Below are 25,431 nucleotides of genomic sequence, written 5' to 3' on the forward strand. Positions count from 1 at the left end.
AAAAAAACAGGAAGGAAAACATTCCCTTCTGGTTATAAACAATGTAAAGTGTAAAATTATAAGTCGTGCATTTGCCGTTATAGGAAGAAACGAAGCTTTTGTAAATACTTATAAATTTGCAACATAATTTTAACAAATTTTTATTGGTTTTTATCATAGAATGCGGTAGCGGGGAGCTCTGTTTTATAGGGCGGTTTTTTGTTTTTCCATAAGGAAATAGTATATTTATATTTTTAATGATTGACAAACAGATAGCTAAAATCAAAACAACTTTAGCGCAATTGTATATATTGGATATTGGTGCAATACATAAATTTGGATGTTATGCCTCATTTTAAAAAGACAGACCAAAATGGATAGAATTGAAATATATTCAAGTAAAAAGAAATCATTGATGCTATTGATTGTGTCAATTGTATTTGTTGTTTTAGGTTTTTGGTTACTTTTAGAAGCGAACAACTTGACTGGTTGGAAAGCTAGAAGCCCAATTTTTACTCGAGGAATTGGAATTGCTTCAATTCTTTTTTTCGGACTCGGCGTTTTTATAGGACTAAAAAGACTGATTAAATCAGAAATTGCTTTAATTATTGACACCAAAGGGCTAAATATGAATCCGAAGAAATCATTGAACGAATTCATAAAATGGAGTGACATAAATGGTTTTGAAGAAATCAAAATACAGAACACACAAATTGTAATTGTAGGAGTGAAAAATCCTGAGTACTGGCTTGACAAAGAGACAAGCGGATTTAGACGAAAATTAATGCAATTTAATATTAATAATTATAACTCCCCTTTCAATATTGCGGCTTCTGGACTTGACATTACTTCGCACAAACTAATCGACACTTTGAATAACTATTATGACAGCCATAAAAACGAGGCGTAACATGGGTTTGCGCCAGGCGGGCTGACGTGCAAACTTGGAGCTTTGTGCTTCGAAACCAACCCGAACGCAATTCCTCGCTGCCGCCTTTCGTGTGGCTTTGGCTTTTAGATTATATTATTAAAATGTTTAATTTATAATACTAAAACCACACGAAAGAATTCGTCCGGTAACGGGAGTATTTTTAAAATATTGAATTGAATATTTCATGCACTATTCAAGCCACTCATAAAAGCTAATGAAATGAACAACCAACTCCATGAACTTCTTTATTACTATAATGAGGAAGGATACGAAGGATGCGATTTAAACGAAGTACAACTCCTTGAAAAAAGAGATTTTGACAGGGTTGAAAAATTAAAACAGCTTCTTCATAATGAAGACCGGTATGTTGCTTATCAGGCAATGCTTATTTTACTCGCATGGTCTATACCCGAAGGGTTTAAACTCCTTGATCGGTTCATCGCTGAAAAATGGGACGAAAAAGAAAAATTTGAACCCCATAGATTCCATGGTGAAGATAATGTATATGATGTCATCACCAATGCATTGTACATTGCAACATTCAATGGAAAAACCGAACAGGAATTATATCCTTATATCAAACAGTTTTTGCATCGATATGGTGAACGGTCTTTTGAATCTAACCTGAAGGACTTTCTCTTAAAGAAAGATTGCCGGCCTCTTTTGAAGGAAATAGAACAGGCCATGCAAAATGCTTTACAAAACAAAAGATATTACCAAGCCAGTCAGTTATTTCCGGTACTTGTTCATTATGACCAAAATTTGTTTAATACCTACATCGGTATTTTTAAAACGTTGATCAATCAGGATAACAGGATTACGTATAATATAGAAGAAGCAGAAAAAAGTAGACCATGTTAAGGTTCAAAACCTTGGCATGGTTGCCAACCCAATTAATCTACCCAAACAAAATTTCAATGAATCAGAACAGAAAGATGTATACCGATTTAGAAGACCGGTTTACGAAAAAATATTACCGTGAAATAGTGGGAAAAGCTTTAGCTCAGGCAAAAGAAGAATATGAGCAATTTCCCAATGATGGCATGAACATTTCTTTTTATCATCAGTTACTGGACATAAAAAAAACAGTCATTGATGATCATGAAGTATATACGGAAGATGAAGCATATCAAAAATATCCAATGGCTGTAATGGTCGTAAGGAATTTTCTTGGTGAAGAGGCCAATACGGAGTATGCAATGATGCTGCAAGATATCGTTTGGGGTATATCATTATATCCTGCTATGTTTGAAAACATTGAAATTGTTAAGCGGAAAATATTTGATGGAGATGAAGAAGCAGGTCTGAAAGAAGTTTTTGAAATTGAAAATCAAAAAATCAAACTCAGTGATTTTTACAACAATCCATTACGAGAATTAAAAAAAGAAATAAGGGATAAAAGTTTTGACACCCTAATGAAAGAAAGTAAATTCAATCTGGTTAATAATTTTGTTGAAAAGTATCTCTCTGAAAATGGATTAGAAATTTATTATCATAAAAATGCTGAGGCAGTCTACCTGTTTTCCTACGGAGAATATCAGTCGGGGAGGTATCTGTTGTTTTTAGAAGGGATCTGTCATTACACGACGTAATAAAATACTGGTTTTGCCGAAATAAGGAAGTACATATTTACTCAGAAGAAATAAAAAGAAGGGATCCTAAAAATCAATTGAAACGATGAACGAAAAGAAATTACTCGAAAAAAAAGAATGGGAATATTATATTTTTGAGGAGGACCGCCATATTATAGTATCAGTTCCCATTTCCAGGCCAGCCCCAGGATTCGATGTCATTTATATTTTGAACGAATCTGAAAAGGAAAAATATGGACATACAGGAATTAAAGCCCTTAAAGACAGGATAGAAGATATGAACGTGAATTTTTCAAACTATGAAATGAACTCCTGGAGGTAATAAAAAACAGGGATACATTTTTAAGCGGAAATAGCTGAGCTGAATGATAATGCCTTTTCCCAATAATATTTTGTGATGTATTGATGTTTTTTTAATAATGGGAGGATTCAGTTTTAAAAGGCTGGGAGTTGGAAGAAGGAAGCGGGAAGTTACTCTTAGTTATAATTACTGGCAGTCACTATAAAATAAAAGGGGTAGTACATGCCCTTTTACCTCTCTTGTCATTCCCACGAAGTAGCAATCTCATTGATAGATCAGATTCTTCATTTCACTTCGTTGCATTCTGAATGACAGCAGAATATTAAGCGATAAAGTTTAATGAATCAAAGATTGTTATGTGCAATTTTACATCTATTGTCATTCCGATGAAGGAGGAATCTTGTAGAAGACTAAAATTCCGCATTGAAATTCAACCAATTATTAAATTAATGAAATCTGAATTTGATAATTCATTAATATTGTTTAAAACGTTCAGAATGCACATTGGGTGTTAAGACCTGAAATTTATACCAAAAAAAAGAGATGAAATCTATCATAATAGCTGTATGTATTACTTTTATTTCAATAACATTAGTTTTTTCGCAGACTTCTGAAAGAAAATTTATATCCATTAACGATAAGCAAATGGCCTATAAAACTTTTGGACTTGATGAAAGAAAAGCTGATGAGCCCATTGTAGTCTTTGAAAGTGGTCTTGGTTCGGGGGGAGGAGGCTATGGAAGTTTGTTCCCTTTCGTTCAAAAAAGCTTTGCAGGGATAGTGTATGATCGGAATGGAATTGGAGAATCAGAAATCGACACTTCGATAAAAACAGATGAAGATATTATAAAAAGACTTCACGATTTGTTGGCAGCTTTAAAAATAAGCCCGCCTTATCTGTTAGTAGGACACTCGATAGGCGGACCGTTTATACGGTTGTATGCCTCAATGTATCCCAATGAAGTTTGTGGCCTATTTTTCATAGACCCGACAGATTTTATGCTTACAAAAGAGGAAGACAACAGAGTGAAAATAAATACATCAAGCGCTACAGGGTATAGGGAATTATTTGCGATAAACCTTAAAAACATTATTAAGGACACTTCCACATCAAACGGTTTTCGAAATGAAGCACAAAGAGAACTGAATGAAAGCACACCAGACTTCTTTAAAAAATATAAATCTCTACAGCCTCTTAAAGACGTTCCCATAACCGTAATGATTTCATACAACAAGCATATTGAACATTATGAAACAGAAATGAACGAAAAGCTGAAATTAGGGATCAACTTAGTCCCGTGGTGGAAAGAATTGGATCAATTAAGAATAAACCATTACGCAGAGATGATAAAAAATAACAGTAATAGCCGGCTTATCCTGTTGCCGCGTTACAGCCACGGAATACATCAGCAAGACCCCAAAATGGTAGCAGAAGCTTTGATTGATACCTACAAAAACTGTCTGATTTCCTTAAAAAACAAGTAGAAAAAACTACTGCCTGCAAGAGTTTTTAAATCAGAAACGCTATTGACAGTACAAACAGCTATCCCAATTAATATTATTTCTATTGAACTTTTGACTTAAGGTTTGGCTAACTTTTTCTATGTATTTGTAGCATTACAGAAACCAATCCCAACTCTCGTCAGGATTGTATTCATTCTTTAGTTTTTAGACCGGGCTGCTATTAAAATCTGTAGCCAATGCTCAATCCAAACTTTGCAACCACGTCATGATCTGTTTTATCTGCATTGAATAGAAGTCTTCCATAGCCTGCGTTGGCTTCAAAAACTAATCCTTTTTTTGTGACTAGCTTCCATCCAAGACCTGCACCCAATGCAACATCATACACATCTTTATTTTCAGTGAATGTCAGGCGGTCTGCTGAATATATTTTTTTCCCATCAATGGAAGTGAACGCTCCAAATCCTTCGACAAAAAAACCGGAAGCATATTTTTTACCAAAATAATATCTGTAATAAGGGGAGATATAGTAATTCATATCCTCATTTTTTTTGTCATCGTACACAATAAATGCAGAGATCCCCACTGATGAATTTTTGTTGAGGTGCCGTTCAAAACCTGCTTCCACAGCACCGAGTAACGGTGAGATAAGATTCAGTTTAATTTCATTGTTTTTCTGATAAGGATTTGCATCAGTTCCATTTTCATTTTGAGCTTTTACAGCATAAAAAGCAAACAACATGATGAATAATAAGAAGGTTTTTTTCATAAAAATTAATTTGAATTATTTAAGTGCAAAACTCAAATAAATCAAATTAGAACGGGTTTCAAAAGCTTAAAAATGGAGAAAATGGCACCTATTTGCTGGTGTTTTTGTATTCATTGGGCGTCTGGCCGGTCACTTTTTTAAAGGCTTTATAAAAAGTGGTTTTTGAAGTAAACCCGGATTCTAATCCCATCGTCAGCAAAGTGTAGTTTTCATATTCCGGATCTGATATCATTTCCTTCACAGCTTCCACCCGATACTGATTGATATAATGGGCAAAGTTGTCACCCGTTATTGTGTTTACAATTTGCGAAACGTATCCCGGGCTGATGCCCAGTTTTTCAGCCACTTTTTCTCTGTTTAATGTGCTGTCGGTATAAATGTGCTCATCTTTGCAAAGAAGTTCCAGTTTTTGAAAATAAAGATTGTCTGCCGTGATAGATTCCTTATAATCTTGTGGTATACTATTTTGTGCAACTTGCAGATGAGCATAGGAAGCAGCTGAATTATTATTTAGAAAATGGGAGATGGCGTCTTTGTTTTTGGCAAGTTTGTATTTGTAAATACCTATATAAGCTGTCCAGTGCATTACAAATGTTGCACATAAAGCCAGGACGCTCATGATAGAGGAAATGTCTGATCCAAAAAAAAGACCAGTCATATAGGTAGTAAGCCAGATAAATAGCAACAAATAGATAATGGTTAATAAAGTAATGACCCATTTTTTCTCTTGTGGGTCTTTTAAATGCTTTATCATAAAATAAGAGTAAAGAGGTAGAAACGGGATGATGATAAAGGCAAATAAAACCTGAATTAGTCTAAGTATATTGACTAGAAAAATGCTTGAATCTGGAATTTTATAAAGTCCTGCAACATTACTAAGATCGTATGTAATACTAACAATAGAGGAATACGCAAATGGGATATAATACAAATAATGCTTCTGCCTGTTCTTTACAGTATCGTCAATCCGGTTGATAATGAACAGAAATATGAAGACGGGCAATAAAAATATCCACTCGATATCGTCTATAAAACGTAGAAAAGGATACGACGTAAATGTACCTTCAAGTTCAAAAACATAATTTAGTAAAACAAAGGAAAGTGCAAATAGTAAATATGCTAAATATTTATTTGAATTACTATTGAATAGGGAAGACTTTAAAATAACTAAGCCTAAGATTATTCCCTGGAAAATTGCAATATTTAAAAGTGTTGTATAAATCAATTTTTTATAAAAGTTGTTGTAAAGAATTGCTTTGGCAAGTCATGGTAATTATTTTTTAAATATAGCTCTTTCATACGGATTGATAAAACGAATGTATATTAATACTGATGACTTTTTTAAGGGATTGAAAATGACTGCTAAAATGATTTATTCATTTGTCCAAAAAATGGTCTCGGCCTAAAATAAGTTGACAGAAAACCGATTTATACGGTGGAATTCCGCTAAGTCAGTATTCACAGGAAAACCTTTCTGTGAATTTCTTTTGAATACAGGATTTAATAAACTGGCTGAAAACAGGGATGTTTTACAATGATATTTTTTCACATATTTGTCTTTTGTATGGATGGAATCCAAAAGAGCAAAACAATGAAGAAAACAATTTTAATTTTTCTATCCTTCGTGGTGATCATTTCCTGTAAAGATAAGGTACAACAAACACCCAAAAAATCAGGACAGCATCAGGAGGAAGTTCAATCCAATAAAAAAACAGCAGATCTGGGACTGAATCCGGATAAAGAGACTATTGAACATGTTAAAATTCTTTTAGCTAAAGAATACCGTGACGCGGGTAAGGAAAATGAAGTAAATGAGCTCACCAATAATTGGCTGGATTTGTATCAGAAAAACGGAAAATATTATGTGGGTAAAGCTGATTATACCGTTGCAAGAGGATATTCTGAATGTTCAGGAGATTCTACCAGGATTATTAATTCTAAAAACAACACCATTTTACTGATTGGGAATTCACGATTGTCAATGGGTGAAGTAAAGACTGTTAAGATTGAGAAAAATAAAATCTGGCCAAAGGAAAAATTAAAATTTCATTTTGGAAATGAAGAATACACATTGCGTGCGGAAGGAAAAGTCCTTTCATCCGAAAAAGTACAGACCGATAATGGAGAAGAACTTTATCAGAATGTAAAAAATTATAAGCTCTACCTGTCAGCTAATAATGCTCCGGAAACCTTATTTTTAGAGGAAGAATCGTTTAATGATACTTTTGTCGAACTGCTTTTCATAGGAGATATTGACCGGGATGGAAAACCTGACTTTATTTTTGGCGCCAACAGAGATTATGAAGAAGAACGGGTGATCTTATACCTTTCTTCCCAGGCAAAAAAAGGAAAACTCATTAAAAAATCAGCTGAAGTTGCCATTCAGTTTGATTGCTAAAACCACTGTTATATTTCAATTCCACACGATTGGATACACTCATTTTTTAAAATATGATCTGTAAAACGAATGCATACATTCCTGTTCTATTATTATTTCGAAACTATAATGACACAAATTAGCTGAAAGCAGGGATTTTATGCGATGATGATTTTACAGATCTTTGTTTCTGTCATTTCAGAACACCAAAAAACACAATGATGAAATTATGACAGAAGCTGTTCTGTGTGGCTTTTGCATCTATCTAAATCTTTAAAAACATGAAGAAATTATTTACGTCAGCGGTTTTCGCCCTGATCATAAGCATCCACGTAAATGCGCAGGAAAAAATCTATTTTGATGAGAACTGGGAGAAAACCACTCAGGACAAAATGGAGTTTTACCGTGAAACGGAAAACAAAGGCAAGCTTACTTTAATCAGAGACTTTTATAAAAACGGAACCCTTCAGATGGAAGGTCTTGTTTCGGATACCACGCCGGGCAGTGAGGTGTATGAAGGTAAAATTACCTGGTACAACGCTGATGGTAAAGTAGTGGGCTCAGGAACATATTCTGCAGGGCAGCAAATTGGGCCTGCTAAAACTTTTGATGAGCAGGGAAGACCTCTGGAAGATGTAATTTATAGAGCGGACGGTACTTTTACAGGTAAAATATACACCTATAAAAATCCGGACGAAATGTCTTATCATAACAGTATTACAACGTATGAAACTCCTGAGAGTTTCAAATCGGTGGTGTATGATGAAGACATCAAAGGAATTCGCTATGAAATTGTAAGTGATGGTAAAGAGCTGTATGAAACTAAATATTATGGTGAAAAAGGAAAATATATCGGTACGAATCGTTCCGGCGATTCCAGCGATAAGGTGACGGTAGAGTATTATCAGGATCCGATGAAGGTTTCCAAAATCGAAAAGCAAAATAAAGACGGAAAGGTCACAGAAAGTACCATCTATTCTCCGGAAGGAAGCATTTTGCAGGAAGAAAAGAAAAATAAAAAAGGCGGCTATCAGAAAACATATGACAAAACGGGTAAGCAGATAGGCAGTCTTACCTACGTCTATGATAAAGAAGCAGACTATTACATGCCGCAGGACGGGGAAGAGTATCAGTTTAATTATGAGTTTTCCGGATTCACGGCTGTTAATGTTTATAAAAACGGGTTGGCGGTTCTGAATAAATATTTCGATGAAAATGGGCAATTATCTTCCGAGCAGGTGTTAAAAGATGAGGTAACCCAGGAAATCAGATATTATTATCCGGACGGAAAACCCAAAGGAACTGTAACGTATAAAGATGATATGCCTTATAATGGTACGCTGTACGAGGGATTGGTCGAACAGCATTATAAAGACAGTGTTTTAGTGTACTCGAAGTCATTAAGACTGGACGGAACATTAAAAACCGAAACAAAAATTAATGCAGATCAAACGGGATATAATTCTACTATCTATGATGAGAAGGGAGCTGTTGCGTACACGTACACCCATCCGGTAGAGCGGGGTGATGGTTTCACCGCACAGATTGTACAGTATACCAAAGGAAAACCTGCCAATAAAGCGGTTGTAAAAGATGGCTTTATTGAAAGCGGAAAACTTAAATACAAATCCGAATCCGGGGTAAAAGAACTGGAACGCAGTGGAAAATGGGTTATCGTAAAAATGTATGATACGGAAGGAAAGCTGATTCAGGATTCTAAAGTACTCGCAGAAACACAGGAGCCGGATGCTTACAATTCATTAGATACACAGATCACGGAAGCTGATCTTCAGTATGAATTTTATGAATCTGTATAAAATATATATTGATAACCGACCGTTAAAAATGCAGCATTAGCCACAACGATTCTGTATTTTTTAAAACCAGCCTGAAATCCTTATCACCATGATCAATAACCGATTTTTAATCATATCTCTTTTTGCTGCTTTGACCCAATTAAGCTGTCAGAATGAAAAGAAAGAACCACCCAAAAACGAAATAACCAGAAAACAAACCCACCATACAAAAGCCAGCCAACCGCAGGAAAGTAATTTGACGCATTCAAATAAAAAAAATACAAAGGACATCATAGTTTTATCGAAAAAACATCATGTTAATTCTATTTCCTGCGATTTGGATGGAGACCATGTACCGGATACCGTGAACCTGGTTCAGAATACGGAAAATAAAAAATACGGGCTGGAAATTCTTTTTGGCAATAAAAAAGTGGAATATCTGGGGATGGGGAAAGATATTTTAGGTCAGGGATTTGATGATTTAGACTGGGTAGGAGTTTTTGAAAAAGCTCCCAAAGGCGAAATCTACTGGAATAACGTGAATGATGAAGGCGAAATCATAGGCGAAGAAAATGTACCGGAATCCGATAAAATCAAACTGCCCAATGACGGGATTTTTATTCATCAGGAGGAAGCCTGCGGCGGCGGTGTCATCTATTGGAAAAATGGAAAACCGGAATGGATACAACAGGAATAAAATTCCCTCGATGTACAGCCTGGCCAGCAGGTTTTTAACCACTCTTACTCACAAACCAACCAACCTTGAAAATCAATTATTCACTACTGCTGTATCTTGTGTGCATTCCTTTGGGATATGATGCATTTTGGTCTGCTGACGGAGATCTTTCCGTTTTACGGACCGTATGTTTCATTATGGCCTTATTAATTACCATCTGCGGAGGATTTCTTAATGCAAAACATCACATGAAATACCGGTCTGTTCTTTGGATATTCTTCGTCAATATCCTGTTGATATTGGGATATATTATTTCAAATGGAGGCACCGGAGATGCTTCATTTTTCGGTGACAACCAGGCATTAGGTTTTTTCCTGGCGTCTGCCGGGCTTAATATGCAATGGACTTATTTAAGTCATTTAGATCTCTCCTTGTTCAGCAGTGATTTTACTTTTCTGTTTATCGGGATGTGCTGTTCTTTTCTGTTTCCGTCGGTTGGTTTTCTGGTGGGGAGATGTTGGGGCAAAAGATCAAATAATGCGGTGAAATAAAGAAATGGTCTGTATAATCTTTTGATCAAAATGTATTATCAACATCTTTCGTACCATGAAAAATATGTGTATAAAAAAGATTACATTTTTTTTAAAGATTCTCCTACTAATACCAACAATATAATTACTAGAATCATTGCTAAAATAGAATAAGGATTAGCAAAATTAACAGTCCACCCTAAAAACTTATTTCTTTTAGGAGGAAAGAGCCTTTTGTCATCTTTATTATAGTAAAAAATGCCAAATTTCCAGTTATCTTCATTCATGATCTAATCTTTTAAATAATTAAATACATCGTTATTGTTATCTAAATATAGTAGTAATGCTCCTATATTGGAAACATAAAAGGGGAGTATAAATATACTAAAATGAAATAAAATTCCTGGAAAAAAGAAAAGCATGCTGTACAATACTGCAATTACTTTTTGGGTGCATCAAATATGGAATAATATAAGAAAACAGGGAATTTCTCAAACGTTTCTGTTTTACCAAGCGTATATTCGGCAGGCCCGAATGCCTCGGAGAAATCAAGAATGGTAGAGGTTTTTGCCGGAGATACCGCGATCATTTTTACTAAGCTGGTTACTGCTGTTTCAGATTCGTAGGTGAATAAAAGGGTTTTACGATCTAAACTGTATATTTTATAATGATAGATTCGTGCTTTTAGCTTGGTATCTACGCCTGTACCATCCAGTGTGGCTTTGTACATTAATTTTTTGGTACCGTCTTCCGTAATGTATACATCGGCATTTTTAGAGCTGGCATCATAGGTAAAGGTAACCCGATCATTGGTTTTATAATAGTAGCTTATACCTTTTTCGCCTCCGGCCATGACCTGAACTTCAGCATCTTTAGGCATTTCCATCGGCCCGCGTTGTGACGGAGCCGCCGGTTTCTTTTTTTGAGCCGTTACCTTCACCGCCGAGAATAGCATAACAACAACTGCCAATACTAATTTTAAGTTTTTCATGGTTTTTTTTGCAATGTTAAAGAAAATTATGGTTGAAAAAAAATTACATGAATTTTTTTATAGGATTGTTCGAGATATTAAACCAGTATAAAAGACTTTGTAAACTATACAAAAGCTTCTGATCCTTTTGTTTCTTCTTTGGTAATAAAATAGGTCGAGAGTTAAATTTATTATTGGCATAAAATTCACATTGTATTTTCAATCAGTGTTAGGTTATTAAGTCACTTATTTTGTCAATTTCATTTGATTTTATTACTAAGGTATTAATGTTTAATTTTTCGAATGTTTTTTCCGCCTTATACTTACACCTTTCATCATTTGTTATAAAGACATCACAATGCGAAGCATAAAAAGTATGTAATCCATCATCAAACATATTGTTAAAATTGGCATCGGTTTTATATCCTTGTAAATCAAACTTGTAAAATGTTTCAATTACCATATAATACAATTCATTGTCGTTTTCTTTAATTTCAGATTTAGGTTTGTAAGCATCAATGATTGAAAAAAAATCCAATTTTAAGTGATTAGGAGCTTGATCATTTTTTCTTATATAGTTTATAGCATCTTTATTATTTTTTAGAGAGGAAATATATTTTGATAATTGAGCTTTAAAAACTTTATAAAAACTATAGTCTGATTTTAGCCTAATTTGAAAACTGTATAAGTCTGCAAATAAGCTATATAATGAGCTTTGTTGAATTGTTGCTGGAAACATTAGTTGTGCAAATTTATCCTTTTTAATTTTTGATACCCATTCATACGGAAGAGGAACTTTTTTAGTGAGATGGATGGGGCTGTTGTTACCTAAGCCAAAATCAAACATTTCATCCAAAGTTTCATCAAAAATGTCTAAATCATCCTTTTTTGAATTAAAAAAATCAAAAATATCTCTTTTATGCCACCATACATTCTTTTGTCCCCAATATTGACAAATGCATAAATCTTTTGTTAATTTCTGTATGTTTGTAAGATGTCCATTAATGTAATTAGGGTTTTTCTTCCAGCCTCTTAAAAGGTCATTTAAGTGTGCATTTGAATAAGGCAAATCAATATTATCGTTGGAAATTAAGTCTAATAATTGCAGATATTCATCTTTGTCACTTCCCTCTAGAAAATCAATTTTTTCTATTCTGTCAAAAATATTTAAATCAAGATAGATTATCATAAAACTATTGTTAAAACTCAAATATATTAAACAAGTTATTATAAGTCTTATGGTTTTCCTTAAAAGTAAAGAAATCCCAGTAGGACTGAGATTTTAAAATTGTCTGTAATAATTCTGAAATCACGTAATTTTAATTTTCGTTTAACACTATATTTACCAATACAATGTTTGTTATTTGCTTTTTTCTATTTAATTTTATTTTCAAAAAAAGTCTTATTAATATAATTAAATATTTTAAACACTTCGGTAAAACCTCCACAAAATTGATTTTCAAAGCAAATAGTAGTTATTTCAGACTTTTCAATCATTTCTTTAATCAACTCCTGACTACTATAAAATGAGTGAGAATCTCGAGGATATGAGGATGTCAACTTTTCATCCAGAATTTCGTCAGGAATTGCAAGTCTTTTGTCTAATATTTCGGTTGAAAAACAATCTAAGTCGAAATCAACTATAAATTTAGAACTTGGGTCGAAATAGAATTCACCATTTTCGTTAACCCAACCAAAATCTTCCCAAAACTCTCCAAATTCGTCATCTTTTATTATATCATTAAGACAACCTTTATTTGATATTGCATCCCAAATATAACCTAAGTTATATAATTTTTTTGTTCCAAATTTAGTGGTTTCATACCTGCTGAGAAATCCTAAAGAAGTTTCGGTTGCATTAAATAAAAAAACATTTTTGATTAAGTCTAATTCCATGCCTGCTTTTATCCAATCATCATCTAAAACTCTAAGGTCAAATTCTGTAAATATCCAGAAGTCTCTTATCGATGGCTCGTTTTCATTGAACCTATTAATAATTGCTAATGCAGATTCGTTGGGTTTGCAAAAATCATCATGATTATCAAATAAAATAATGTTTACAGGAAACTCAATTTCTTTATTCAATTTCTTAGCAAATAAAACATTTAGAATTGTTCTATGATCTTCGTAAATAATTACTTCACTATTTGGTGTGTGTTTGACATTAATATTTGCTCTTTGTCCAATGTGTATTTTGTCAATCATTTTAAGAGTATTATTTTTTGAAATTGCAATACGAAAAAGTACTGTTAAGGTTAGACTTTCGACGAACTTTGGCTCAAAATTCAATCAAACGAATCCGATTGTTTTACAACGCCAAAGTACAAATTACTTTTCCAGCTCATTTATGGTTTCCCATAAACAACAAAAATAAAAAGTCTTTCAAAATTTTCAATCCGTATTTTCACGGAAATTTAAAAAGATATTCTTCAAAGTCTCGAAAATTTGGCCACAAAAAAATCCCAACTCTCGTCAGGATTTATTCATTTATAAGTTTAAAAAAATCAGATAAACTAATCTTTCTAGTTTCACACATTTTAAAAAGTGTTTCAACAGGTATTCTGTAAGGTTCTCCACTTTTAATCTTTCTAATGGTACTTTCTTCCACACCATGATTTTTAGCAAAAGAAGTTTGTGACTTGTCTTCTTTAAGCCAAGGTATTAACCAGTTTTTTGTAATGTATGAACAAATTTTTTCGTTTATATCTGTCATATAAACAAATGAAATAATTAATAAATAAAAAAACACGGTCGATCGACCGTAATTAAAATATTTTTATTACATTTGTAAAATAAGTTACAATAAAAATAACTTTGCGATACTTCAAAGAATATTAGAAGCTATTGCTTAGAATCTCGCCCGAAAACTGGTAATTTTTAACACACGAGACGATAAGCAGGAAGCTCACGACCTAGGCGTGGGCTCTCTTATCTGTGTGTAAGGTATACCAGTACCTCAGGGCGGATATTGTAGAGTCCCATGCCGTTTTTATTTTATGCTGTTCTGCTTTTCTACAATTATCTTTTTCTAAGCCTGCTTTACCACATACAGTATCATGAGATGTTACAATGGGGTGTACAATCCATTGCGGCTTTCGGGCTTTTATAAAAACACAAATTCTATCATATTTTTTTGGTAAGAATATACAATGCTGCACCAGACTGTATGGTCTACTTACTGTCATTCAGAATGTAACGAAGTGAAATGAAGAATCTAATCTATAAACGAGATTCCTCCTTCGTCGGAATGACAGGTGATGTAAAATTGTATACAATACCCTTTATTTTTTGTCTTGTATGGGCAGGAAGTTCAGCATTGCCCGGACTTCCTCCTTTACAGGCTGTAAAAACATACACACACATGAAAAAAATTAAAACAGACTTTGAAACCCGTCTTTGGGCAGACAGCAGAAAACGTTCCGGGCTCCAGCTAATGGAAACCTTCTTTCAGCTCAACGACCTGGCCACCACTAAAAAGACATTACATAACATTATGAATTATGCGGTCAAAAAGAATAGCTGGATCAAAGAAGATCCGCCCGTTCTTTTTCACTTTCGGCAGTCGATGCAGTCGTTTGTCCGGGCAGGTTATCTCATCACGCTGAAGGAAAGGAAATGGGCTGTCAATACTCAGTTGGAAGAAGTTTCTCCGTTGGTTCTCGGCTTGCTTTCGGAGAAGGAATACCAAAATCCGATGTTGGTCTTTAAAAAAGCATTCAGAGAATACAGCATCAAGGAGTTTGATTATTTCATGTCCGGGATGGTCTATTTCTCACTGGGAATCTACGATCACCTCCCGGAAAGGAATATCGTAAATCCCTACATCCATCTGATTAAAATGCTGGATGCAGCGCAGCTTATTTTGGAAAGGAGAGGGAAGAAATACCATTAACGAATAGAAATTTCATTAACGCAAAGATTTACTATAATTTTGCATAGAGTAGCAGGAGGCAAAGAAGTAATCAATCTTTGATTGATTCGATGAAGCGAGTGTTTATCCGTCTGCTTCACCAGCGGAGAATCCGGCATCTTTGCTTTCCTAACAATCATCAGGATTTATAAAAACCTTTGCGTTAAAAAAACGTAATATGATCTCTGATACCATCAAATATGGTTTATTTCATAATGAATGCCTGTCTGAAAATCTTTGATTTTCTCGCGCCTTACACTATCCGTAGAGCTCATAACCCTTGCGCCTTTGCGATTTTCCAACAAGGCAATTTTCAAAACACCAGCTTGTGTCATTCCGACGAAGGAGGAATCTCGTTTGTAGATCAGATTCTTCATTTCACTTCACTTCGTTGCATTCAGAATGACAGCAGGATAAGTAATCTGTATGACTTTCATAACTTCCTTCTTCCAGCTTCCGGCTTCAAAATGCCAGCTTGTCATTCCGACGAAGGAGGAATCTTGTAGAAGACTAAAATTCCGCATTGAAATTCAGTGAATTATTAAATTGATGAATCTGGGTTTGATCGTTGGAAATTCTATAAAATATTTTAATCACGCATAAAAAACGGCGCCAAATGATTTCATTGGCGCCGTTTGGTGTTTAGTAACCAAGACAGAATCTTTGAAATTTCATCCAGAAAATAGGGGAGAATAATGCCTTTACAAAAATTGGTTTTTCATCCGCTGGCAGGGACTTTTCAGAAAAAAATCTGGTCCTGAATGTGTTAAAATGAGGCCTGAGAATTTTATTTATATTTTTTTTGAAATACTCTGCATCCACTGCAACTACAGAATGGAGAGGCCAAAAAACTTTCACAGGAATAAAAAAAAAATGAATTTTGAACATTGAAATTACAAAGCAATATCATCCCATTTCAGAAAAATAAAGGTTACTGCAACTACAGAACAGAGAGGCCAAAAAACTTTTATAAAAGACAAATAAAACTGAAATTTGAGCTCTAAAGAATGTGAATCGTCATTGAATTCAAAAAATACTACCAGGATAATATAAGTCTTGTTGTTGATATGAAATCACAAAACATTTATACACAATACATGCTGTTCCTGATGATGAGCATACCCTATTCACTAATAAATAGGATGATAAAAGAGGGATAAATCAAAAATCACTCAAAATATAGAATTTCATTTAGGGCGGTCAGCCTATGAACAGTATAGACCTTTCCCCAATTATCAATTTTATCAAAACTAATTTTCAATAATCCAATGAGTACACCATTACATATAATTTTCAGCTGGTTTGAAACTGGAGATTTTCCCACAGAAACGCAGTTTAAAGAAACATTTTCATCTTTTCATCATAAAGATTCCTTAATCCCTATGGAAAGTATTGAAGGATTTGAAGAAATTTTTCAATTATTTGCCAGTGCAGAAGCATTTCAAGCGCATTTAACGGACCCAAGGGCTCACTCGGGATATTTGGCTTTACTTAATGCCAGTAACCTAACCACAACTCATGTTAATGACTGGAAAAGTAAACTTGGAATCAGCAATGTGGCTACGGTTGACAGTTCTGATCAGTCGGGTAATGTATACACTAAAATACAGGTAAATGGTTTTGTTGATGAATTGAAAGATGCAGATAAAAACTTAGCATCGGAGATCGGAAATATTAAAAAAATACTGTTATCCAATGATCTGTCTTTAGATGAACTACAGGAAATAGTTGATTTCATTAAAAAAAGCCGTGCGGATATTGAAGCTTTAAAGGCTATTCCGGTAGGGGAATCAAGGGAAGATAAAGTAAAGCTAATATTTGACTACGATGGGCTAAGCAGTCCGAAAAATCAACAGGAATTTAATAAGCAAATCTATGATAGGGTTTTGTTGATTTCACAGACTCCTACCAGTGCAGTGGTACAGGTCACAGGAAGTACAGTATTTCCCAATACCCTTGAAACGGAAAATGTAATCATTCAGGCCCGGGATAGTGTTACCGGTAAAAAAATAAATATTGACGATTATGCTACCAACCAAACCATAGAGGTTAACATGTTGGGCGACACCGTTAATCCCATTAATATTCTCATTTTAAAAGTTAAACCATAAAAAAATATAAAACTATGAATAATAACGCAGTAATAAGTAACAACGCACATCAGGATAATTTTTTTGGAGAGCTGAAACGTACCCGCTTTCAACAGTTTACTTCACTTCCCAGTACGGATGGAGTTCCTGCGGGTTGGATAATTGATTATAACAGTCAGTTGCATCAATGGAACGGAACTGAATGGGTTAATTTGGCTCAAAACTATGTACATCCGGATTATCCGCTGACCAATAATCCATTTCAAACAGATCAGACAAGTGGACTTCTCTTGCTAAGTCAGATTCTGACTAACAGTTCTGGGCATGTTATTAAAATAGCAGGCCGAAATCTTACCAATGCAGATATTGTCTCTATTTTCCTGAATGATACCACTCAGTCAGGTACATTTACATGGTCATCGAATAAGATTAAAACGTATATTGAAAATTTAGTAGGACAAAGCCTTACAGGAGCATTAATTTATCAGCCGGGAGGCTATATTCCGTCTACGGCTGAAGGTTCAATGACCGCTCCGGCCCCAGTTACATCTGCTACCATTAAAACAGGGATGGTATGGGTTATTACAGCGAACGGCTGGGTGGGTAATGAACCCGTTTCGGTTGGTGATCATCTTATTGCCAATACCGATAATGCTTCCAATGTTCCTGCCAATTATCAAATTATTGAAAAGGGAATTCCTGATATTGTAGATGCTACAGATACAGTGAAAGGACTTATCCAAATAGCTACAGACGTTGAAGCTATTACGGGAACCAATTCTACTAAAGCAATGACTCCAAAATCAACAAAAGCTGTTTTGGATGCAAAAATTAAATCTAAAACATGGCAAATTGGAGATGGCTCTTCTGTTACTTTTCCAATCACCCATGGCTGGAATACCTTGAATGTTGATTTTATCTGCTATCGTAATGCTGATAATAGAAAAATAAATGTAAGCTGCGTGCCTACCTCTGCAAATGATGTACAAATAGATGTTTTGGCACCTCTTACTCCGAATGAATATAGAATTACTTTAACTGTAAGACTTGATTAATGGCATCACTAATAGCTCCTGAATATTTTAACAATCATATCGCCGTAGAAGGCGAAATTATTGTGAAAAGAGTTCCAAACGACACAGGTTCTGTAGTCGTTTGGAATCCAACAACAAAGAAATTATCAACGAGAACACATGCGGAAATAATTTCCGATTTAGATGTAATGACTTTACATACAAATCAATTTGTATATGGTCAAAAGTCTTTTATGAGTTTAGGTTCACCTGATGAATATGCTAATAATCTATGGGTAAGAAGTGAAGATGGTTCAGAACCGGGAATAACATTTTGGAAAACGGGTTACATTTCATCTGCACTTACTTTAAGAAATGATGGTTTTCACTTTGGAGTGGGAGCAAATAATCATTATGACTCCGTAAAGGCTGAGGGATTTAGAAAGAATAATTCTTCGGATAACTTTTTCTTAACAGGGGGAGGTAGTGACTATGATTCAAGAAAAAAAGAAGACTCTTGGTTTCATTCTGGCAGAAATTTTCCACAAGGGACATTGATTGAAACTGATGTAGACTATTCTGTAGATTATGGTGATCAATTTCTTTTAGAGATTAAAGGTAATATGTACGGAGGTGATCAACCTCTAGATTGTAAGATTCAAGGTTATATCTATAATGGGACTATTATTTCTCATAGTGGTTATTCTACATTATATTATTGGAATTCAATTACTGCTTTAAACTTAAACGGAAAGCTTTGTTTTTGGTTTACTCAATTGTCCTATTGGCAGGGGTTTGATGTAAAAGTAACTGTAGGATATGGAGGTCTAGACCAAGGTAAAAATCGAGTTACTTCAGTTTCGGATAATCCAGATCCGGTAGGTACAAAAAGAGTACAGATTAATCTAAAACATTTACTTACTAAAGAAGAACTTGTTTCTGAAAATCTATTTTGGGAAAAGAAAGATGTTGGCGGTTATTGGGCATTAGATTCTGATAAACCTATAGCTGGGCTCAATGGAAATGGCGCGCAAGTAATGTTGTCCGGAGGCTTATTAGCATCAGATTCTTATATGGATAAGGATTATATCCCGGTTAACGGTCTTCATGCAAAAGGTTTCGTGCAAACAGATGAAGGTTTTCAAAACAGATTCTACAAAGCAGATGAAAGAAATAGAATCTGGTCATTTGCCAACGCAGATGCGTATGGACTTTCTTATTATCAAGGAAAAGCTAATAGCTTGAATGAAGGGGTAGGTTTTCATTTTGGAGATACAGATCATCCTACCCATTTTCTGGGACGATCAGGTCAAATTTATTCTAAACAAGGTATTTATTCTACTTCATTTACTACAGGAAATAGCCAGGTTTTAAATTATACTAGTGCATCTACATTATATATAGGAAATCCTACTATTAATGTTATAATAGAATCTAATAGCTATGATATAATACACTATAAAAATGGAGTAAATGGAGTGGTTTGGGATTCTCATAATTTAGATCCGTCAACTTTTGTTAAGCAATCAACTTTAAATAATTATATTCCGTATTATGGTGCAACACAAGATGTTAATCTTGGGGCAAAGGATCTAGAATTTGAGGGAGGAGGAGCTATAAGCAAACACCAAAATAGTGTAAGAATATTTAATAAAGTTTATCAAGGCTACTATGATTATGGAGGACATACAGGTATTTTAGCTATTAAAATGCCACAAGCCTCCCCAGATCAAGCTATGTTTAGTATTGATATTAATATTTATGGATATGAAAGTCAATACTTAGGAAAAATTAATGTAGCTTTTTATAAATATGTATCGGGTGCTATGATTTCTAATGGTTCAAAAGCTATATGGGAAATAACAGATAACTTTCCTACAACTATGGCAAGGGTTGGAATTGGATCTGATGGATATGTTAGTATTCTATTAGGAGAACCAGATACATTCTGGAATGGATATTTTTCATTTGAAGTCGCTAAGGTGGAAGCTAAGTATGGGAACTATAATTTAGATTGGAATGTAGGGTGGTCTCATGCTATAGAATCTAATTTTGACTCGTATAATACTAATATCATTATTTTACCTTCTGATGTAGTAGCTACAAGAAATTGGATTAATAATATGATGACTAGCTTTGCTTTAAGAGATGGTTCAAATGCGAAAGATACATGGTTAAATTCCTCATTAGGTTTAGGATCAAATCCAGGTTATTTTGGGCGTTCTTTTAATTCTAATGGTGCCACATCATTAATGGATGCCACTTATGGTAATATGTTGGGGTATATAAATACGGCAGGTAATGGTGCCCCCGATTCTCAATGGTATTACAGGCTTAAAATGCTCCACCAAAATTCAGCCGGTTATAATGGTGAGATTGCTGTTCAGATGACAGGAGGTAATTCTCTTCAATACAGAAAAATGGAGGATGGCAAAGAATCAGGTTGGATAGAAGTATGGGATAAAGCAAACTTATCTCAGGGAAATATAAATCTATGGAACCTTACTTATAATCATACGATATCAGACGTTCTAAACTATAATGATATTAATGGAGATTGGACGAGGTATTACCGAAATGATGGAAGTTCATTTGATAAATTGAGAATGGGTACTGGTATTATTGATTCCAGGGTGCAGGGCAACGGATTAGGTGGAAATGGTTCAGCTAATTTACCAAACTCAGGAATATCAGCACTTAATCATAAAGCATTACCATTATTTCATACCACGTCTCAGTTAGGCTGGAGTTCTTCTTTAATTTTTAAAGGATGGACTGATTCCTACAAAGCCTGGAAAATAATGGGACCCGCTGACAATAATAATACTGAACAGGATTTTTATTTAAGTCAGACAAGATCAGACAGTGGTGAGTGGATGGCCGAAAGAAAAATATGGACTTCAAAAGATTTCAGCCAATCTCATATTAACGCTTGGAATAATTTGACTAATGGTATCATATTGAACCAAGAATTTAGTTATAATACAGGATATGGTTTAGGAATATATGATAATCATTTCGGTGGAGAATCCGGAATGATCGATAATCAGCAAAAAGCAATGATAGCTGGTAAGATTGATGGATATTATAAATATGGAAGCAGTATTTACGGATTAGAAGGAATCAATTATCATCGTGAGATAAAGAATGTGGGAATTGGCGGAGATGCCGACTCTGATAACAAAGTGAGGGTAGAAGGTTGCGTTAAAGCAATAGGGAACTTTAAATCAAAAGACGAAGAAGCTGACACAATGTTCATTCCAGATGGACAGTTAGCGACTCTCAGAGATGAGATTATCAATGACAAATCTGATTATGCAATTAGATTGGATCCACATGAATATGAGATCGATTCTTCTGGTGAGCTTGAAGTAAACGATAGAAACAGACTCATTCATATTATTGGGGAGCAGGTTAAAATGGTGGTTAATTTCAGGGAAATCTATCCAAAACAACAGATCGTTATCTATAATTTTGACCTGAAAAATAATGTCATGGAAGTTAAAGTATATGGCAATGCCATATACTATATTGAGCCGGGCTGTATTCTTAGATTATATGTGACTAATTCTCTAAGAGTGATTGTAGAAAGAGAGCAACCGGGTAAGATTATATAGTAAAAAATATTTTACTGAATATTAATGCATTAAAAAATCATTTAATAAAAATGGCGCCACTTATTTAAAGTGGCGCCATTTTGCTTTGTGCGACCAAGACAAGCATTTCTTCAAACACTTTTATAGATGATTTGTTCCGCTTTAAGTCAGATTAATAGAAAATAACAAATTTCTTATATCAAACAATTACTTATAATATTATTTTGCTTAAAGATGATATACTATTTTATTCTGATGCACCAAAATGATCCGGAATTTCTGATCCGATACAACTGTTTTCCTGCTGTATTTTTATTGGTTTTATTTTTTTATAAATTCAAAAATTGAATTGACAAATTCCTCTGGCTGTTTCTGCCATTGCCAATAGGTATGGGGCCAGTTTTCTTCTGCACCATTCGTTTTACCTTGTGTGATCATGTCGTGCCCGCAATCTTTTATGGTAATGATTTTGTGTTTCACGCCTGCCTTTGTGAGGTAAGCATCCATTTTGTTTTTGTTCTCTGCAGGTGGCACCAATACATCTTTCTCCCCCAAAATACTTAATACAGGGCATTTTATTGTACTTAAAGCTTCTTTAGGATCATACTTGTTTTTTCTCCACCATAAGACATCGTCTCCGGTTTGCGATTGCGGGATATCTAGCTGATCTATCCATTTCTCGCCTTTTATTTCAGAGGCATATTTATTAAGGGCTTCCCAGTCTTTTGCAGTATTACTCTGAATATATTTAAAAAAAAGTCCGGAATAATGAAGGGCAGAATTAATGGATTCCTTTGAGTATCCTTGCTCGGTCAGGGTATACTGAACCCGGTTAATATCCTGTTCGTAGAGAGAAACTGCGGGACCTACAATCAAAACGGCAAAGCCGCAATCAGAGACTTTATTAGCCGCCAATGGTACGACCCATCCGCCCTGGCTTGCGCCCATGAAGCCTATTTTTGTATAATTCAGATCATTTCGGGCCTTCAGATAATTAAAGGCGGAAGCAGCATCTTCTGCAAAGTCATTGAAATCAGCCAATGAAAAATTACCTGCTGATTTACCGGTGCCCCGTTTATCATAAAGTAAAACGCCTATTCCTTTGCTTGCCAGAATATAAGCCAGGGAATGATACCACGGTGTATCCCTGTCTTCCCATCCGGAGCGATGTACCAAAATCACACATGGAACAGGCCTATCAGATTTTTTGGGCTTGTACAAAACGCCTGCAAGCGAGATGTTTGCATTTGAAAATTTGATTTCTTCTTCGGTAAAGTTTTTGTCTTTGGCCTCTGTCTTTTTCAAATGGATCCTCATTTCAGGATTGATATTCTTGCTTACCCCAGTTAGATCTCCTGTTTTAGGATCTGAAAAACAATGGAAATCGCCATAGAATATTTTCACATTCAAAGTATCCTTATTCTGCGATATTTTTTCTGTAGCCACATCCATATACCCAATTTCCGGGATGTCGTAAGTTGTTTTATCATTATTAAAATCAAATGAAATTAACTGAACAGATCCATTCCGTGTTAAAGCGCCTTCATAATGACCTTGTGGTATTTGACTGTGCGCAATGTGTGCTATTAAAAGCAAAAGAATTATATATAAGGGTTTCATATTTATATAGTTTTATATTGGTATAGGTTACTGATTGTGTCACTTAGATAAAGTCTATTATATGAAAGACAAAGATGATGATTAATTAGTTACATTGTCCTTAAAAAAATATTGATCACCAAGTTTTTTATACAACCCTAACTCTCATTTATTTCTAGATCATTATTTCCAGAATTTTAATTGAAAACTTTATTTCTCCTCAGACTATCCCAACTTTTGAAGCTGATCTTTTTTTAGTGCTTGTAAATATAATAGTATAGTATATAAAAATAACACCATTTGGCTTTTTATGAACAGGACGAGCTTATGCTCAACACTTTTACACTGTTATCACCAAACAGTTAAAAGAACGCTTTATCTATTGGGGCATTTTATCTGCTGATATTTACTTCTCCTATATATTATTTGTATGAAAGTTCTAATAATTTGATGTAACTTTTATAATTCAATTTTATCATATTTGTAAAGCAGTAATTTATTTAAATACTCATCATAATCAATATCAAAAGTTGACGATACAATCATTAATCGAATATTTTAAAAAGTACCTTCCTCTAAACTCTGAGGAGATAGTTTTGCTTGCCGAAAGAATAAAACCTAGAAACATAAAACGAAGACAAATGATCTTGCAGGAAGGCTTCGTTTGTAAACATTATACATTTGTTGAAAAAGGCTGCTTTAAAATGTACGGTATCGATGAAAAAGGGACGGAACATAATCTGATGTTCGCAGCAGAAAATGATTGGGTTGCTGACTTGGGAAGTTTCTATTCGGAAAAACCAAGCAAACTTTTCATAGAAGCAATTGAACCTTCTACCATTCTGCAAATTGAGAAGCAGGACCTGCTCTATCTTTTTATGAATTCACCAAAGTTTGACAGAAACTTTCGGGTGATCGTGGAGGAAAAATTCATTGAGCTTCAAAGCCGTTTGTTACAAAATTTCAGTTCAAATGCAGAGCAGCGGTATTTGGATTTCCTAGAACAATATACCGAGCTAGCTTCGAGATTACCCAACACCCAGATAGCTTCCTATCTAGGCATCACACCTGAATTTCTCAGCAAGATCAGAAAAAACAGGACATTAAAATAATAGATATTCTTAAACTATATTAAGACTATTTCTTAAGCTTGTTTATTGGCTGGAAAGACAATTGTGAACCATCTTTGCATGGTAAAACCAATCGATATTATCAACTAAAAAAATAGAAATGGAAGCAACAAAACAATTCTTTAATCAATTTTTACAGTTCATCAATACTGCTGACGAAGATCTGGCACAACAGTTAATAAGCCCGGCAGCGAAGTTCCACGTGCCTTTTCAGGCTGACCCATTGCAGGGGCCTAAAGGTTATCTGACGATTATCGGAATGATGCGTAGCGGCTTTCCGGATATTCAGTGGAGTATTGAAGAAATGATCGCTGAGAATGATAAAGTAGCAGTTAGGTTTACCATGAAAGGAACTCATAAAGGAACTTTTTTTGGCGTACCCGCAACCGGAAAACCGATCGCAGTTAGTGCAATGAATTTTTACCGTTTGTATGAAAACCAGATCATAGAAGAAGTAGGACAACCTGATTTGCTTGGTTTACTGACTCAAATCGGAGCTGTACCGGCAATATAATTATAGGTAAAGAATGAGTAATAACTAAATACAATTTTTATTACAGGAGCTGAAGTTACCCACTTCAGCTTTTATTGTTCCAGCAGGTATAAACTGTAAATTATTAACAATATATGCACATAATCAATAGAGCAGATTTAATGCAAAATATTACCATTAAAAATTGCTTGTCTGCAACATCTTTATTAATATTGTGT

General features: G+C 34.5%; 24 protein-coding genes. 16 read left to right on the forward strand and 8 right to left on the reverse strand.

From position 1 onward, the window contains the following. The first annotated feature begins 352 nt into the window (after window positions 1–352). The 5 genes from IW15_RS19430 to IW15_RS22200 all read left to right on the forward strand — a co-directional run bounded on the left by IW15_RS19430 (window position 353) and on the right by IW15_RS22200 (window position 4,288). On the forward strand, window positions 353–889 hold the full coding sequence (locus IW15_RS19430; RefSeq protein WP_034714798.1) for an STM3941 family protein: 537 nt from the start codon (window positions 353–355) through the stop codon (window positions 887–889). A 240-nt stretch (window positions 890–1,129) separates the two neighbouring features. Further along, window positions 1,130–1,771 (forward strand): hypothetical protein, encoded by a 642-nt coding sequence (locus IW15_RS19435; protein WP_034714800.1) that lies wholly within the window; start codon window positions 1,130–1,132, stop codon window positions 1,769–1,771. Window positions 1,772–1,827: 56 nt separating this feature from the next. Then, entirely contained in the window at window positions 1,828–2,502 is a 675-nt protein-coding gene (locus tag IW15_RS22195) for a hypothetical protein (protein ID WP_131368597.1), read from the forward strand. Window positions 2,503–2,587: 85 nt separating this feature from the next. Then, a complete protein-coding gene (locus IW15_RS19445; RefSeq protein ID WP_034714802.1) occupies window positions 2,588–2,824 on the forward strand; it encodes a hypothetical protein in 237 nt (78 codons plus the stop codon). A gap of 522 nt (window positions 2,825–3,346) precedes the next feature. After that, entirely contained in the window at window positions 3,347–4,288 is a 942-nt protein-coding gene (locus tag IW15_RS22200; protein WP_084681499.1) for an alpha/beta fold hydrolase, read from the forward strand. A 199-nt stretch (window positions 4,289–4,487) separates the two neighbouring features. On the opposite strand, the gene IW15_RS19455 is transcribed toward IW15_RS22200, so the two are convergent. Further along, window positions 4,488–5,033: a DUF3575 domain-containing protein gene (locus IW15_RS19455; RefSeq protein WP_034714804.1), complete on the reverse strand. Its 546-nt coding sequence runs from the start codon at window positions 5,031–5,033 to the stop codon at window positions 4,488–4,490. An 88-nt stretch (window positions 5,034–5,121) separates the two neighbouring features. Continuing rightward, on the reverse strand, window positions 5,122–5,787 hold the full coding sequence (locus IW15_RS23065) for a helix-turn-helix domain-containing protein (protein WP_228384401.1): 666 nt from the start codon (window positions 5,785–5,787) through the stop codon (window positions 5,122–5,124). A gap of 837 nt (window positions 5,788–6,624) precedes the next feature. On the opposite strand from IW15_RS23065, the gene IW15_RS19465 reads away from it, so the two are divergent. From IW15_RS19465 to IW15_RS19480, 4 genes are all read left to right on the forward strand, one after another. Then, window positions 6,625–7,431 carry a hypothetical protein gene (locus tag IW15_RS19465; protein ID WP_051882236.1) on the forward strand — a complete coding sequence of 269 codons (807 nt, stop codon included), beginning with the start codon at window positions 6,625–6,627 and terminating at the stop codon, window positions 7,429–7,431. A 260-nt stretch (window positions 7,432–7,691) separates the two neighbouring features. Then, window positions 7,692–9,227, forward strand: a complete 1,536-nt coding sequence (locus tag IW15_RS19470; RefSeq protein ID WP_051882237.1) for a hypothetical protein — start codon at window positions 7,692–7,694, stop codon at window positions 9,225–9,227. Window positions 9,228–9,315: 88 nt separating this feature from the next. Beyond that, window positions 9,316–9,903 carry a hypothetical protein gene (locus IW15_RS19475; RefSeq protein WP_034714808.1) on the forward strand — a complete coding sequence of 196 codons (588 nt, stop codon included), beginning with the start codon at window positions 9,316–9,318 and terminating at the stop codon, window positions 9,901–9,903. 65 nt (window positions 9,904–9,968) lie between these two features. Further along, complete coding sequence (locus tag IW15_RS19480; protein ID WP_034714810.1) at window positions 9,969–10,433, forward strand: hypothetical protein; 465 nt, start codon at window positions 9,969–9,971, stop codon at window positions 10,431–10,433. An 80-nt stretch (window positions 10,434–10,513) separates the two neighbouring features. Here the strand turns inward: IW15_RS19480 and IW15_RS19485 are convergent, their stop codons facing one another. The 5 genes from IW15_RS19485 to IW15_RS19505 all read right to left on the reverse strand — a co-directional run bounded on the left by IW15_RS19485 (window position 10,514) and on the right by IW15_RS19505 (window position 14,095). After that, window positions 10,514–10,699 (reverse strand): DUF5808 domain-containing protein, encoded by a 186-nt coding sequence (locus IW15_RS19485; RefSeq protein ID WP_034714812.1) that lies wholly within the window; start codon window positions 10,697–10,699, stop codon window positions 10,514–10,516. A 152-nt stretch (window positions 10,700–10,851) separates the two neighbouring features. Beyond that, window positions 10,852–11,403 (reverse strand): hypothetical protein, encoded by a 552-nt coding sequence (locus IW15_RS19490; RefSeq protein WP_034714814.1) that lies wholly within the window; start codon window positions 11,401–11,403, stop codon window positions 10,852–10,854. 208 nt (window positions 11,404–11,611) lie between these two features. Beyond that, window positions 11,612–12,571 carry a hypothetical protein gene (locus IW15_RS19495; RefSeq protein WP_034714816.1) on the reverse strand — a complete coding sequence of 320 codons (960 nt, stop codon included), beginning with the start codon at window positions 12,569–12,571 and terminating at the stop codon, window positions 11,612–11,614. 185 nt (window positions 12,572–12,756) lie between these two features. Beyond that, entirely contained in the window at window positions 12,757–13,587 is an 831-nt protein-coding gene (locus IW15_RS19500) for a hypothetical protein (protein WP_131368598.1), read from the reverse strand. Window positions 13,588–13,861: 274 nt separating this feature from the next. Further along, window positions 13,862–14,095 (reverse strand): helix-turn-helix domain-containing protein, encoded by a 234-nt coding sequence (locus IW15_RS19505; protein ID WP_034714818.1) that lies wholly within the window; start codon window positions 14,093–14,095, stop codon window positions 13,862–13,864. A gap of 492 nt (window positions 14,096–14,587) precedes the next feature. Between IW15_RS19505 and IW15_RS19515 the strand changes: the two genes are divergently transcribed. From IW15_RS19515 to IW15_RS19540, 5 genes are all read left to right on the forward strand, one after another. Next, window positions 14,588–15,274, forward strand: coding sequence for a hypothetical protein (locus IW15_RS19515; protein WP_131368599.1), 687 nt, complete (start codon window positions 14,588–14,590; stop codon window positions 15,272–15,274). A gap of 218 nt (window positions 15,275–15,492) precedes the next feature. Continuing rightward, the gene (locus IW15_RS22635) at window positions 15,493–15,798 is read left to right on the forward strand and encodes a hypothetical protein (protein ID WP_131368600.1); all 306 of its coding nucleotides are present in this window, start codon (window positions 15,493–15,495) and stop codon (window positions 15,796–15,798) included. Window positions 15,799–16,560: 762 nt separating this feature from the next. Further along, window positions 16,561–17,403: a hypothetical protein gene (locus IW15_RS19530; protein WP_034714826.1), complete on the forward strand. Its 843-nt coding sequence runs from the start codon at window positions 16,561–16,563 to the stop codon at window positions 17,401–17,403. Between the two features lie 14 nt (window positions 17,404–17,417). Then, window positions 17,418–18,437, forward strand: a complete 1,020-nt coding sequence (locus tag IW15_RS19535; protein ID WP_034714828.1) for a hypothetical protein — start codon at window positions 17,418–17,420, stop codon at window positions 18,435–18,437. Beyond that, the gene (locus IW15_RS19540) at window positions 18,437–22,012 is read left to right on the forward strand and encodes a hypothetical protein (RefSeq protein WP_034714831.1); all 3,576 of its coding nucleotides are present in this window, start codon (window positions 18,437–18,439) and stop codon (window positions 22,010–22,012) included. The genes IW15_RS19535 and IW15_RS19540 overlap by 1 nt, the downstream gene beginning before the upstream one ends. 300 nt (window positions 22,013–22,312) lie before the next feature. Here the strand turns inward: IW15_RS19540 and IW15_RS19545 are convergent, their stop codons facing one another. Beyond that, window positions 22,313–23,611, reverse strand: coding sequence for an alpha/beta hydrolase family protein (locus IW15_RS19545; protein WP_034714833.1), 1,299 nt, complete (start codon window positions 23,609–23,611; stop codon window positions 22,313–22,315). A 509-nt stretch (window positions 23,612–24,120) separates the two neighbouring features. On the opposite strand from IW15_RS19545, the gene IW15_RS19550 reads away from it, so the two are divergent. Together IW15_RS19550 and IW15_RS19555 are read left to right on the forward strand one after the other, a co-directional pair. Next, window positions 24,121–24,702, forward strand: a complete 582-nt coding sequence (locus IW15_RS19550; RefSeq protein WP_034714835.1) for a Crp/Fnr family transcriptional regulator — start codon at window positions 24,121–24,123, stop codon at window positions 24,700–24,702. A 118-nt stretch (window positions 24,703–24,820) separates the two neighbouring features. Beyond that, entirely contained in the window at window positions 24,821–25,234 is a 414-nt protein-coding gene (locus IW15_RS19555; protein WP_034714837.1) for an ester cyclase, read from the forward strand. Window positions 25,235–25,431: the final 197 nt, after the last annotated feature.

This window comes from Chryseobacterium soli (assembly GCF_000737705.1).
Lineage (GTDB): Bacteria > Bacteroidota > Bacteroidia > Flavobacteriales > Weeksellaceae > Chryseobacterium > Chryseobacterium soli.